Genomic DNA, 13,775 nt, shown 5'->3' with positions numbered 1-13,775 from the left:
TATCATCTAAAGGAGTGTGCTCATGATGGCTAAAAAAATGCCTGAAATGGAAGAATACCAATACGGATTTCGAGACGAACACAAGAATATTTTTCAAAGCGGTAAAGGATTGACCGAAGAAATCGTTGAAGAAATTTCGCGTATGAAGAACGAGCCGCAGTGGATGCTCGATTTTCGTTTGAAGTCGTTGAAGCAGTTTTTCAAAATGCCATTGCCCCGTTGGGGAGGGCGCTTGGATGATCTGGATTTCGACGATATTCAGTATTATGTCAAGCCTTCAGAGAACCAAGGGAAAACCTGGGAAGAGGTTCCGATTGAAATTAAGCAGACTTTTGATAAGCTGGGTATCCCTGAAGCGGAGCAGAAGTTCCTGGCCGGCGTATCCGCTCAATATGAATCCGAAGTTGTCTACCATAGCATGCAGGAGGACCTGGTGAAGCAAGGCGTAATCTTCACGGATACAGATACGGCACTGCGCGAGCATCCGGATATTTTTAAGGAGTATTTCGGCACCATTATCCCCTATACGGACAATAAGTTCGCCGCACTGAACAGCGCGGTTTGGTCTGGAGGCAGCTTTATCTATGTGCCAAAGGGGGTTAAATGTGAAATCCCCGTTCAAGCGTATTTCCGCATAAATTCGGAAAACATGGGCCAGTTCGAACGGACTTTGATTATTGCAGACGAGGACAGCTTTGTCCATTATGTAGAAGGCTGCACGGCACCCATTTATAGTACGAATTCGCTCCATAGTGCCGTCGTGGAAATTATTTGCAAGAAGAACTCGCGAGTCCGGTACACCACGATTCAAAACTGGGCGCCCAATATTTATAATTTGGTGACAAAGAGGGCAGTTGCGGAAGAGAATGCAAATATGGAATGGGTGGATGGCAATATTGGTTCCAAGCTGACTATGAAATACCCGGCCGTTATTCTTAAGGGCCGCGGTGCAAAAGGCTCGGTGTTATCGATAGCTGTCGCTGGACGCAATCAGCATCAGGACACCGGAGCCAAAATGATTCATCTAGCCCCGGACACAACGTCCACCATCATCTCGAAGTCGATCAGCAAGCATGGCGGTAAGGTGAATTACCGCGGTCTTACTTCATTAGGGCGTAATTCCCAGGGCTCAAAATCAAATATTAAATGCGATACGCTGATCATGGACAATGAATCAACCTCGGACACGATTCCATACAATGAAGTCATGAATGACAACATCACATTGGAACATGAAGCGACAGTTTCCCGGGTTTCCGAGGAGCAGCTTTTCTACTTGATGAGCAGGGGATTAACCGATGCTGAGGCTACGCAGATGATCGTGATGGGCTTTATCGAGCCGTTTACGAAGGAATTGCCTATGGAATATGCAGTTGAGATGAATCGACTGATCAAATTCGAGATGGAGGGAAGCATCGGATAATGATCATCAGATCCGCTTTTATAGCGGATTTTTTTTTGCCTAATTGATCATAAAGCTTCGGCATTATTGAACGGTAGATTTTATTATGTAATCAAGGAGCCAAATGACATGAAACCAACTGCTGACATACATGCTGACTGACAGATTTTCTGAAGCTGAAAAATGGTGTTGACACGACACCAAATGGTGACCTATAATTAAATAGACACCAAATAGTGTCCAATCAGGAGTTGGTCTTTTGAAAATTTGAAATTATTATGAGGAGGAAACAATCGAGTACGCAATATTTAGGAGAGGGTGTTGTGAACGGGGACAACCAGTTGCGGGATGTGTTTGACGCGATTGCAGATCCAACCAGGCGCCGGCTGATTCGTCTGTTGGCAGAGGCGGAGGAGATACCGCTTCATGAATTAACGGCACAGTTTCAAATGGGCCGCACAGCGGTATCCAAGCATTTGACAATCCTTAAAGAGGCCGGATTGGCGCTTGACCGAAAAGTCGGTAGAGAAACGCGATTCAGGCTGAACGCCTCTCCGCTCAGAGAAATTCAAGACTGGGTGGCTTTCTACAGCAAGTTCTGGAGTACGAATATGCTCCGCTTGAGCCAACTATTAGAGGAGGAAGAAGAATGAGTTTAGCATTATCCATGGATTTTCAGTACACGACATCGATCGGGAAGGCCTGGTCCGCTTTAACTGATTCAAGCAAGCTTGCCAAGTGGATCATGGAAAATGATTTTGAGCCCGTCGTCGGACACCGTTTTCAGTTTCGCACTGAGCCGTCCGAATATTGGGATGGCATTATAGACGGCGAAGTGCTGGTCGTGGACGAACCAAACCGGTTGTCCTATACCTGGGCCAGCGGAGGGGAGCAGCACACGGTCGCCTGGACGCTGAAGGATTTAGGAGACGGAAAGGTTAACCTTCATCTCGATCAAACCGGGTTCACAAATGAGCAAGGACTCGAAGGCGCCAGATATGGCTGGGGTAATTGGTTCGGCGGGTTTGAAAACGCGCTGGAGCAATAAACGCATTCGGCACCAATCCTAATCCTTCACCATGCTAAATGAATCGGGACGATTGTTGAACCCTGCTTGATCCGAATCAATATAAACCGGCTGCATGTCGTCTGCAGCCGGTTTATGTCTAATTCCAAGAGCCGAAGTGCGTATGGATAAAACTGGTGTGTGATCGTCCTACTGTCCAAGCCGAGAGAAGCTATCGCATCACCTCCCTGATTAGAACAATATCAAGCAAGTTCGGACTGGCCGGCTTTCTATGCAGGATGAATGGTACAATGTGAATAATAAGTAGAAATTCACGCTATCGGAGGGATGTTAAGCATGAGCGAATCCAATCAGGAGTATATCGTCATCTCGGGTGCGAGGGAAAACAATCTCAAGAACGTATCCTTGCGCATTCCCAAGCGGAAGATCACGATCTTCACCGGGGTATCCGGTTCCGGCAAGTCATCGATCGTCTTCGATACGATCGCCGCAGAATCCACGCGATTGCTGAATGAGAACTTCAGCTTGTTCGTGCGCAATTTCCTGCCCCGCTATCCGCAGCCGGATACGGACGCGATCGAGAACCTGAGCATGGCTGTTATTGTGGATCAGAAGCGGCTGGGCGGCGGCTCCCATTCCACGATGGGCACGATTACCGATATCTCTCCCATTCTCCGTCTTCTCTTCTCCCGTGTAGGTCAGCCCTATGTTGGACAAGCAAACATGTTCTCGTTCAACGATCCGCAAGGCATGTGTACCGAGTGCAACGGGATCGGCCGCAGGCTGGGCGTCGACATGAGCAAGGCGATCGACAAATCAAGGTCGTTGAATGAAGGGGCAATCATGCTGCCGGACTATGCGGTAAACGGTTGGGAATGGAACATGATCGTACAGTCGGGGTCCTACGATCTCGACAAGAAGCTGAGCGATTATTCGGAAGAGGAGCTGGATAAGCTGCTGTTTGCCAAGGCGAGGAAAGTGGAGATGGATTTCGCCGGGAAGGCAATGAATATTACAGTGGAAGGCATCATCGAGAAGTTCACCAACAAGTACATCAAGCAGGATGTGAAGACGAAGTCCGAGCGCACGCAAAAAACTGTTGCGCCCTACATCTCCGAGGGCCCGTGCTCCAGCTGCCGCGGCGCGAGACTCAGCCAGGCTGCGCTCAGCTGCAGGATCAATGGACTCAACATTGCGGAGATGTCATCCATGGAGGTCGGACAGCTCATCCGCGTCATTCGGGAGATTGACGATCGCGCAGCCGCGCCTGTCGCCAAATCGCTGACAGAGCGGCTGCAGCATCTGGTGGATATCGGACTCGACTACTTGACGCTTGACCGCGAGACGGATACGTTGTCCGGCGGCGAGTCGCAGCGCGTCAAGATGGTGAAGCATCTGAGCGGCAGTCTGGTGGATGTCACTTACATCTTCGATGAGCCCAGCATTGGCTTGCACCCCCGTGATGTACACCGGCTGGTTGGGCTGCTTCAGAAGCTGCGCGACAAGGGTAATACCGTGATTGTCGTCGAGCATGATCCCGATGTGATCAAGGTGGCGGATCATATCGTTGATGTCGGGCCTCACGCCGGCAGCCGCGGCGGTACCATCGTGTATGAAGGAAGCTTCCAAGGCTTGCTTGAAGCGGGTTCGCTTACAGGCACCCATATGAATCGGCAGCTCCGCCTGAAGGAAGATTGCAGGCAGCCGTCCGGCAAGCTGTCCATCAAAAATGCCACGCTGCACAACCTGCGAAACGTAAGTGCAAATATTCCCGTCGGAGTGCTGACAGTCGTTACAGGCGTCGCCGGCTCGGGCAAGAGTACGCTGATTAGCGACGTATTTCTCAGTCAGCATCCGGATGCGATCGTTATCGACCAATCGGCGGTAGGGGTATCAACACGTTCGAATCCCGCGACCTACACGGGCATTATGGATGATGTGCGCAAGGCGTTTGCTTCCGCGAATAAGGTGGGCCAAGGCTTGTTCAGCTTCAACTCCAAGGGGGCTTGCGAGAACTGCCAAGGGCTGGGTGTTGTGTATACAGATCTTGCATTCCTCGACAGCGTGAAGCTGCCATGCGAAGTATGCGGAGGCAGACGCTTCAAGGAAGAGGTGCTCGCGTACAAGCTGAACGGCAGGTCAATTGCAGAAGTACTGGAGATGACTGTGGAGCAGGCATTGGATTTTTTTCAGCTAAAAGAGGTTGTGCGCAAGCTCCAGGCGATGAGTGATGTGGGGCTGAACTATATTACACTCGGCCAGCCGCTCAGCACGCTCTCGGGCGGGGAATGCCAGCGCATCAAGCTGGCAAGCGAGCTTCACAAGAAGGGCAGCATCTACGTGATGGACGAGCCGACGACCGGTCTGCATATGTCGGATATCGGTCACCTTCTGGAAATCATGAACCGCCTCGTGGATGCCGGCAATACGGTGATCGTCATCGAGCACAACCTCGATGTGATCAGCCAGGCGGATTGGATCATCGATATGGGACCGGACGGAGGCAGCAAGGGCGGCCAGGTGGTGTTCGAGGGCACACCTCCGCAGATCATCCATGCGGAGCAGTCGATCACGGGAAGATACTTGATGTAATCGGGTCAAGGGATACGAATGAGAATTCATAGATGTCAAGCCAGATAAAAAGGTACATTCCCTCCAGTTTCTATGGAGAGAATATACCTTTTTTCTGTAGATCAGGGCTAGCCGCGCAAATCTTAAACAGCATTCAGCGCAATATCTTCGTCTTCGTCACGGTTAAATGCTTCGCGGTCGAACTCGCCTTCAGAGGTTGCCACGAGCAGGGAGGTAACCGTCGTCCCGGTCGCGTTAACGGCTGTGCGGCCCATGTCGATGAGCGCTTCCACGCCTGCGACGATCGCGATTCCTTCAAGAGGCAGGCCAAGTGCCGTGAGCACAACGGTCGTGGAAATAACGGCCGGACCGGGGACGCCGGCAACGCCGATTGAAGAGATGATGCTGACCAGCACGAGAATGATATAGTCGGTCGCCGTCAAATCAATGCCGAATACTTGAGCGGTGAATACCGCCACGATAGCTGGCCACACGCCGCCGCAGCCGTTGAAGTTGACCGATGCACCAAGCGGAGCAACGAAGCTGGCGATGCGCGGGGAGACATGAAGCCGCTTCGTAATGACTTCCAGATTGACCGGAAGCGTTGCATAGCTGCTGCGGGTGGTGAAAGCGACAGCGATGGTCGGGTAAATTTTGCGGAAAAATTTAAAAGGATTCACTTTGGCGACAAGCAGCACGAGACCGCCGAATACAAGCACGAAATGAATGATTAGAGCGACATAAGAGCTGACGATAACGCTGCCGAGCTCCTGCAGGGTGTCCCATCCGTAACGCGCCGCAACTCCCGCTATTAGGGCGAATACGCCATACGGAGTCAAGCGAATAACAAATTTGACGACCTGGTGCAGCACCTGCGTCAACGATGAAATCAGATCCCGGACGGGTTTTACGGCCTCCGCGTTTTTGGAACCGACTTTAATGATTGCAACAGCGAGGAAAATCGCAAAGATCAGAATCGGGACAACTTTGCCTTCCGCAGCCTCGTTGAACGGATTGGACGGTATAAGCTGCAGAATAACTTCCGAGAAGGTCGGAATCTCGCGGGCGGCAAAATCTGCCGGTACAGTCTGCTCAATACCGGCTCCCGGATTGAACAGCAGGGCAACCAACAGGCCGATTACCGAAGCGATACCGGTTGTTCCGAGAAACCAGGCGAACGTCTTGAAGCCGATTTTACGCAAATAGTCGAGGCTGGTCAGCGACGCGATACTGTTGAGCACGAGGACGAATACAAGCGGAATAACGAGCATGCGGATTAAGCTGACATAGATGCTGCCGAACGTGCTGATCCCTTTGATTTCGAAGCCTTCCAGGTTTTGAAACAGAATGCCTGCAAGCAATCCGAGCCCGAGTCCGACCAGCACCCGTGTGCCGAAGCTTACCCGTCTTCGCGCCAGGAAGAACAGAAAACCGAATACAATAAGGGATATAACGAAGCTGTACCCGTTTGTTTCGATGGCAGAGAGCAAGTTATTTTCAACGTTGTTCATCTTTAAACCCTCCTAAACCCAGTGATATTATATGAATTAAGATTTGCAAATTCAATGTACAAAGTTCCAATCAGAAAGTCAAATGTTTTTTTATTTTACTGACATATGTTACGGAAAAGTACTAAAAATTAATTCTGCTAAAATTACTGGGTAAAATCCTTTTAGCGCGTTGTGGTATCAAAATAATATCAAGACGATTCCAGCTCTGACATTTCAGGATTAGCCTGCATGAAAATATCGGTTCTTGGGCTGGAGGTTGATCGAATCGTTTCGAAGAAAATGGATCAGATAATTTAAACCGCAATATTTTGAAGAAAATTAAGCCAAAAACGGTATTGAAATCGCTTTATTATTCGGTTATAGTAAAAAAGTGATTCGAAACGATTCGATGAAAGATAAAATAATTTCGAAAGGGGGGTGTAAATGGCCACCATCAAGGATGTTGCGAAGCAAGCGGGAGTCGCCGTTTCAACGGTTTCGTACGTATTGAATAACGACTCTCGGGTCAGCGAACAAACCAGACTGAAAGTGCTGTCCGTTGTCGATGCGCTCAACTATCGGCCGAACGCGACGGCACGGAATTTGAAGCGCAGAAAGACCGAGACGATCGCATTGTTCGTGACCGGTTTCGGCGGACCGTTCTTCAGTTCGGTTATTGAAGGGCTTCAAGAAGTCGTCGAGTCCAACGGATATGATCTCATCGCTTGCAGCACGGGGATTGACCGGAATTCGTCCAGCCGCTTCCTTCAGGAAAAGCTTTTTGATGCTGCGGTTATCTTCGGTCCTACGATTCCGGATGAGCTGCTCGTGCAAATAGCATCCAAGTCCTTTCCGATCGCAGTTATGGACCGGGAGCTTAAAGCGGATCACGTGCATCAGGTTTTGATCAATAACGTTCAAGGCGCATACAACGCAACCATGCATTTGGCCGCTCAAGGCTACCGGAATATCGGATATTTAAGCGGCGGCGTCAGTTCTTACAATAACCAAAAGCGATTCGAAGGGTATAAGAGCGCGCTTGCGGATGCGGGGCTTTCTTTTCAGGTCTCCTATACGGCCCAGGGGCATTTCACTGAACAGGGCGGGTATCAGGCTGCCAAGGCGTTGATCATGAGCGGCAAAGTTCCTGAGGCGATTTTTTCGGCAAACGATGAGATGGCGATCGGCTGCATCCAGGCGTTGACGGAAGCCGGCTACCGCGTCCCCGAGGATGTAGCCATCGTGGGATTTGACGATATTCAACTGTCCTCCTATGTTCGTCCGGCTCTGACGACGATCAAGCATCCGATGCGCGAGTGGGGTTCGCTCGTGACGCATACGATATTCCAAGCGCTTCATGACGGCATGGAAGAATCCAAGAAGATCATGCTGGATACTGAACTGGTCGTTAGGGAATCTTGTGGAATGCAACTGAAAAATACGATATCCACTTGATACTATCGTCATAGGCGCCAGCTTCGGCGGCGCGCTATTACCGGATTTGGATGCGCTTACATACGCAACCCGGACTCCGTTCCGGGAAGCCATACCATTAAAGCGAGGCTGAGAGGCTCGTTATTTTGTAGGGGGAAAAGTCGATGAGAAAAACGGTTGGCGCAATCCTGATTTCAATCATGCTGGTTAGTCTGCTTGCCGGCTGCGGCAGCAATAATGCAAACAATGGCGGAACCAGTACCGCGAATGGCGGAACCAACGCAACGAATGGCGGAGTCAATGCCGCGGACGGCGGAACCAACGCAACGAATGGCGGAGTCAATGCCGCGGACGGCGGAACCAACGCAACGAATGGCGGCAGCAATGCCGCAAATGGCGGAACCAATGCCGCAGACGCGGGGACGCAGACCAATACCGGCGAGGCAGCCAATGCGGGCGATTCTTTCTCGAACGAGCTCGTAACGCTCAAGTTTGCGACTTGGAGCGATCCCGTGATGGAGCAGAAGAAGATTGACGCTTTTATGAAATCCCATCCGAACATCAAAATCGAAATCGACAAATCCGTTACCTGGCCGTGGGACGAGAAGCTTGGCGCAGCGGCCGCAGCGGGCAAGCTTCCGGACGTTTTCTTCGTATTTAACGGGCCGGCGAACGTGGCCAACGGCTGGCTTGGCGACTTGGGACCTTATTTGGAGACCGATCCCGATTACAGTCCGGATAAGATTTTCAGCAATCTGAGCGAAACGGGCCAGTATAACGGCAAGCAGTATATGCTGCCGCATCAAATGTTCATGACGGGCGTTCTGATCAATGTGGATCTCTTCAATAAAGAGAACATTCCGCTGCCGAAGAAGAATTGGACGACGAATGAATTTGAGGACATCGCGAAGAAGCTGACGAAAGTAAGCGACCACCAATTCGGCGTGGAAAACATCGTCGGCGCCCGGGAGTCGTTCGTCCCGCAGTTCGATCCGTCTCTCGGCTGGCTCACCTATGACGGCACGAAGTTCAATTTCGACAATCCTGCGTTTTCCGACACGATCCACTGGATCAACAACATCGTATACAATGACAAAACCTCGGTGGATCTGTACGAGCGCATAGAGCAGGACAAATGGTACGGCAAGGACAAGAGCGGCTTCGTGGCCGGCAAAGTGGGCATGAAAATCGACGCGAATTGGGCTTTCGCCGACTTGGCCAAAAACGCGAAGTTCAAATGGGACTTCATGCCGCTGCCGGCCGACAAGGGCCAGCGCGTTCCGATCATCACGGACTATATCGGCATGGCGGCGAATACCAAGCATCCGAAAGAAGCCTATGAATTCATTAAATGGCTGACCTTCTCCAAGGATGGCTGGCTGCAGCGCATCAATGAGATCGAAAAACCGATCTCGACGATGCCGCTGGTCAGCGACCGCGACGTTTGGGACGCTTACCTGAAAACGACGTTCACGGCGCCGGGAATCAAAGACGTTATCTCGATGATCGGCGACGGCTTCGTCGACGGCTTCAAATGGCTGCCGGGCGATGCGGAAATCATCGATAAAGTGCTCAATCCTTACGATACGAAAAAGGACCTCGTTACGCTAAAAGTGAAGCCGGAAGATGTTGCAAAGGATATTCAGCAAAAAGCGATGGATATTTTCGACAAAAACAAAACGCAAATCGACGCGGCAACCAAGTAACCGCTTAAGCTGGCTCCTTTTCTTCGCATGGAAGGGAAGGAGCCTATCATTTGGCAGTAAAGGAGCAAGGACATGATGAGAAGGCTTGTAGCCGTCATTTTGACCGTGGCGATGCTATTGGGCGTCGTCTGTCTGTCCGAAGCGCCGGCGACCGTGTCCAAGGCTTACGCGGAAGACGGGGGCGGCGGCAATACGGATACTGACAACTCGGATGTGCTGGATGCGCTTTTCGGCAGCCCGGATAAAAACGATTCCGAAACCAAGCCCGACAGCGAGCATGGCGCGGGGCAAAAGCAGGAAGAAGGCGTCAAGGAGGTCGTAGGGGATGATTACTTCGACGTCCTGCAGCAATGGGAGAAGGATGGCATTCAAGCAATATCCGGCTTCCATACGGCGGTTGCGCCGTCGGCGTTCACCGTCGACGGACGCGAGGCGCAGCTGACGACAGCGGCGGACAGCAGCGATTACGGCTCGCCGGTCTTCCGGTGGGACGAGAAGACGTCCACGATTTCTTTCCATGTCCGGATTCCGCAAGACGGACTCTATCAAGTGAAGCTGGATTACTATCCGCTTACGGATAAAGTCATCGCCATACAGCGCGGAATTCAAATCGGCGGCAAGTACCCGTATTTTCAAGCGCGCCAATTCGAGCTTCCGAAGTATTGGAAGAACAGCCGCTATCCGTTCGCGCAAGATTTGCTCGGCAATGACGTGCTGCCCGACCAGGAGATGCTGCCGGGCTGGCGTACCCAGTACGTGGAAGCCCCGGCATCCGCGGACGATCTTCCGCTGTTGTTTCATTTTGAGGCGGGCGACAATGTTGTTACGCTTCCGTTCGTCAGCGAGCCGGTTTTACTCGGCAATGTCGTCATCGCAAGTCCGGCAGAGCTGCCAAATTACGCCGATTATCATCGCTCATCGGGTTCCGACTCCCCATCCTACATAGCTGCCGTAGAGGCGGAAGACATCGTCATGAAAAACGAGCCGTTCATACGCGCTCAAGCGGACGGCAATCCCTCCGCGGTTCCGTTCAGCAGCAAAATGCTTCGTCTCAATGCGCTCGGCGGCGACTCGTGGCAGGTCAGCGGGCAGAGCGTAACCTGGAAGTTCCAGGTGCCGCAGGAGGGCAATTACCGCATCGCCTTCAAATACAAGCAGGGGCCGATTACAAGCGACACGGGAACCGACATGCCGGTGTTTCGTTCGATGCGCATAGATGATGATCTTCCGTTTCAGGAAGCGCTGGAAGTAGCGTTTCCCTATGTCTCCGACTGGACCAACCGCGACGCGTCGGACAAGCGGGAGCAGCCGTTTCTCTTTCATTTGACGGCAGGCGAGCACACCTTGACGCTCACAGCCAACGATACGCCGTACCGCGAGACGATCCGCGCGATTCAGGAAGCGATGAAAGGCGTCAACGACTTCATCATCGAGCTGAAGATGGCGACGGGCAACACCCAGGATACGAATCGGGACTGGGATTTGACGGATCAGATTCCGGATGCGGCATCGCGGCTTACGCAATATGCCGAAATGCTGGAGAAGCGCAACGCCGGGCTGATGGCCGCCATCGGCAAAACGACGGAAGCGTCCAAGTCGCTCGTCATTTCGGCACGGATCCTGCGTGCGCTCGCGGCGAATCCGAACGCGATTCCCTACAAGACCGACCAGCTGACAGGCGGCTCCAATTCCGTCATGCAGCTGCTGGGAAAAACGCTGGCGAAGCTGCCCAATCAACCGCTGATGCTTGACCGGTTCTATGTCTATACGGACAAGGGCTTGCCGCACGCGAAAGCTAGTTTCTTCAGCCGGATGAATTCGTATCTCTCGGTCTTTTTCGGGTCCTTCACCAAGGACTATGGCAAAATCAACGACAACGGGGACGATGCGCTGCAAATTTGGGTCAATCGTCCGCGCCAATACGTAATGGCGATGCAGCAGCTGGCGAACGAGGAGTTCACGAAGAAGACGGGCATCAAAGTCTCGTTCTCCCTGATGCCCGACGAGACCAAGCTCGTTCTCGCCAATGCCGCGGGCAATTCGCCGGATGCCGCGTTGTCGATCAACACGACGACGCCGTTCAACCTGGCGGTACGCGGGACGCTGACCGATTTGAGGCAATTTCCGGACTACGATCAGGTCATGAAGCGGTTCGCTCCGGGGACGATGCTTCCCTACCAATTCAACGGCGGCACGTATGCGTTGCCGGAAACCCAGGATTTCTGGGTGCTGTACTATCGCAAGGATATTATGGACGCCCTTCATCTGCCGATCCCCGATACGATGGAGGATGTGAAGAAGCTGCTGCCGGAATTGCAGCGGTATGGACTGAATTTCTATGATCCGCTGGCGCAAACGGGCGGCAACAAGCAAATTTGGCTGACGTCTCCGTTTATTTATCAGCATGGCGGCGAGCTGTTTACGAAGGACGGCGCCAAGACGGCGATCGACAGCGAGCAGGCAATCGCGGGGATCAAGGAAATGACGGATCTGTTCACGGTGTACAACCTGCCGCTCAACGTGCCGAATTTCTATAATCACTTCCGCGACGGCAGCCTGCCGATCGGGATCTCGAATTTCACGACCTACATCCAGCTGATGTCGGCAGCGCCCGAAATCAGCGGTCTCTGGAAAATCGCGCCGATGCCCGGCGTGGCCGGCAAAGACGATACGGTCGAACGCTGGGCAGCGGGAACGGCGCAGACGTCGATTATTTTCAAAAACAGCAAACGGCAGCAGGATGCGTGGGAATTGCTTCAATGGTGGACTTCCACCGACACGCAGGTGAAATTCGGCAACCGGATGCAGACGATTTACGGTCCGACCTTCATGTGGAATACGGCGAATCTGGAAGCCTTCCAGCAGATGGCGTGGCCTTCCTCGGACATCAAGGTCGTGCAGGAGCAGTGGAAATGGCTCAAGGATACGCCGCATATTCCGGGGGATTACATGCTGGAGCGGCAGCTCAGCGATGCATGGAACAAAATCGTGTTCGACGGCGTCAATCCGCGGCGCGCGATCGAGGACGCGACGATATTGACCAACCGCGAGCTCGCGAAAAAACTGGAGGAGTTCGGTTTTATGAAGAACGGCGCCTGGGTTAAGCCGCTCAAGGTACCGGCGCTCCCCGGTGCGGAAAGGCAGGGCAATGATAAATGAGTGAAATGACCGTCCTGAAGGCGGAAGCACGGCCTGCCGTGAAAAAGAAAATGAAGCATTCGCTGCGGGAAGAGCTGTCGGCTTATCTGTTCCTGAGTCCGTTCCTGATCCTGTTCTCGCTCTTTATCATCATTCCGGTCGGTGCAGCGATTGCGTTATCGTTCACCTACTTTAACACGGTGCAGCGTCCGGCATTCATCGGATTGCAGAATTACGTGAATCTGTTGACACAGGACAGCGAGTTCATGATGTACGTCCTGCCGAATACGATCAAGTTCGCCCTGCTCGTCGGTCCTGGCGGCTACATCCTGTCCTTCTTCCTGGCATGGCTGCTTTCCCAAATCTCGCGGAAGCCGCGGACCGTGCTGGCGCTGGTGCTCTACTCGCCGTCGATGACGGCCGGCGTGGCGATGACGGTCATCTGGCTGACGTTATTCAGCGGCGACAGCGCCGGCTATCTGAATTCGGTTCTGCTCAAGCTGAATCTGATTCAACAACCGATCCAATGGACGCAGTCGCCGCACTATCTCATGCCGATCATGGTGATCGTCACACTGTGGAACAGCATGGGCGTCGGATTTCTCGCGATGCTGGCCGGCATTCTGAATATCAACAAGGAAATGTACGAGGCAGGCTACATCGACGGAATCCGCAACCGGCTGCAGGAGATCTGGTATATTACAATCCCTTCCATGAAACCGCAAATGCTGTTCGGTGCGGTCATGGCGGTCGTCGGCACGTTCCAGGCAGGGGAGATCGGCGTGCAGCTGTCGGGCACGAACCCGACGCCCCAATATTCGGGGCAGCTGCTGATCAACCATATCGCGGATTACGGCTTTATCCGGTATGACATGGGGTACGCTTCAGCCGTCTCGGTCGTCCTTCTGCTGATCATATACGGATTCTCGAAGCTCGCTTGGCGTTTGTTCGGCGAGAAAGATTAGGGGCGCACATGAACGCCTGTCTACAAAAACGAGTAAGAAGGT

At 52.6% G+C, this 13,775-nt stretch carries 9 protein-coding genes; 8 read left to right on the top strand and 1 reads right to left on the bottom strand.

Features of this window, described 5'->3' with window-relative positions:
* The first annotated feature begins 25 nt into the window (after positions 1-25).
* The 4 genes from sufB (at position 26) to AC0YOB_RS06860 (ending at position 5,021) form a co-directional block, all read left to right on the top strand.
* Positions 26-1,423, top strand: a complete 1,398-nt coding sequence (sufB, locus tag AC0YOB_RS06875) for a Fe-S cluster assembly protein SufB (protein WP_475792332.1) — start codon at positions 26-28, stop codon at positions 1,421-1,423.
* Positions 1,424-1,680: 257 nt separating this feature from the next.
* Complete coding sequence (locus tag AC0YOB_RS06870; protein WP_475792132.1) at positions 1,681-2,055, top strand: ArsR/SmtB family transcription factor; 375 nt, start codon at positions 1,681-1,683, stop codon at positions 2,053-2,055.
* Positions 2,052-2,450 (top strand): SRPBCC family protein, encoded by a 399-nt coding sequence (locus AC0YOB_RS06865; RefSeq protein ID WP_475792131.1) that lies wholly within the window; start codon positions 2,052-2,054, stop codon positions 2,448-2,450. Before AC0YOB_RS06870 ends, AC0YOB_RS06865 begins: the two co-directional genes overlap by 4 nt.
* 315 nt (positions 2,451-2,765) lie before the next feature.
* Positions 2,766-5,021: an ATP-binding cassette domain-containing protein gene (locus AC0YOB_RS06860; protein WP_475792130.1), complete on the top strand. Its 2,256-nt coding sequence runs from the start codon at positions 2,766-2,768 to the stop codon at positions 5,019-5,021.
* 122 nt (positions 5,022-5,143) lie between these two features.
* Here the strand turns inward: AC0YOB_RS06860 and AC0YOB_RS06855 are convergent, their stop codons facing one another.
* Complete coding sequence (locus tag AC0YOB_RS06855; protein ID WP_475792129.1) at positions 5,144-6,511, bottom strand: dicarboxylate/amino acid:cation symporter; 1,368 nt, start codon at positions 6,509-6,511, stop codon at positions 5,144-5,146.
* 423 nt (positions 6,512-6,934) lie between these two features.
* On the opposite strand from AC0YOB_RS06855, the gene AC0YOB_RS06850 reads away from it, so the two are divergent.
* The 4 genes from AC0YOB_RS06850 (at position 6,935) to AC0YOB_RS06835 (ending at position 13,733) form a co-directional block, all read left to right on the top strand.
* Positions 6,935-7,945 carry a LacI family DNA-binding transcriptional regulator gene (locus AC0YOB_RS06850; RefSeq protein WP_475770768.1) on the top strand — a complete coding sequence of 337 codons (1,011 nt, stop codon included), beginning with the start codon at positions 6,935-6,937 and terminating at the stop codon, positions 7,943-7,945.
* 143 nt (positions 7,946-8,088) lie between these two features.
* Complete coding sequence (locus AC0YOB_RS06845) at positions 8,089-9,630, top strand: extracellular solute-binding protein (protein WP_475792128.1); 1,542 nt, start codon at positions 8,089-8,091, stop codon at positions 9,628-9,630.
* 72 nt (positions 9,631-9,702) lie between these two features.
* Entirely contained in the window at positions 9,703-12,789 is a 3,087-nt protein-coding gene (locus tag AC0YOB_RS06840) for an extracellular solute-binding protein (RefSeq protein WP_475792127.1), read from the top strand.
* The gene (locus AC0YOB_RS06835; RefSeq protein WP_475792126.1) at positions 12,786-13,733 is read left to right on the top strand and encodes a carbohydrate ABC transporter permease; all 948 of its coding nucleotides are present in this window, start codon (positions 12,786-12,788) and stop codon (positions 13,731-13,733) included. The genes AC0YOB_RS06840 and AC0YOB_RS06835 overlap by 4 nt, the downstream gene beginning before the upstream one ends.
* Positions 13,734-13,775: the final 42 nt, after the last annotated feature.

The organism is Paenibacillus sp. JT31N17 (assembly GCF_056269255.1).
Note: the sequence above shows the minus strand (reverse complement) of the source record. Positions and strands in the feature narration are given on the sequence as shown.

Coding starts and splice junctions, on each gene's coding strand:
- sufB (WP_475792332.1), top strand. CDS start 26: ATGGCTAAAAAAATGCCTGAAATGGAAGAATACCAATACGGATTTCGA.
- AC0YOB_RS06870 (WP_475792132.1), top strand. CDS start 1,681: ATGAGGAGGAAACAATCGAGTACGCAATATTTAGGAGAGGGTGTTGTG.
- AC0YOB_RS06865 (WP_475792131.1), top strand. CDS start 2,052: ATGAGTTTAGCATTATCCATGGATTTTCAGTACACGACATCGATCGGG.
- AC0YOB_RS06860 (WP_475792130.1), top strand. CDS start 2,766: ATGAGCGAATCCAATCAGGAGTATATCGTCATCTCGGGTGCGAGGGAA.
- AC0YOB_RS06855 (WP_475792129.1), bottom strand. CDS start 6,511: ATGAACAACGTTGAAAATAACTTGCTCTCTGCCATCGAAACAAACGGG.
- AC0YOB_RS06850 (WP_475770768.1), top strand. CDS start 6,935: ATGGCCACCATCAAGGATGTTGCGAAGCAAGCGGGAGTCGCCGTTTCA.
- AC0YOB_RS06845 (WP_475792128.1), top strand. CDS start 8,089: ATGAGAAAAACGGTTGGCGCAATCCTGATTTCAATCATGCTGGTTAGT.
- AC0YOB_RS06840 (WP_475792127.1), top strand. CDS start 9,703: ATGATGAGAAGGCTTGTAGCCGTCATTTTGACCGTGGCGATGCTATTG.
- AC0YOB_RS06835 (WP_475792126.1), top strand. CDS start 12,786: ATGAGTGAAATGACCGTCCTGAAGGCGGAAGCACGGCCTGCCGTGAAA.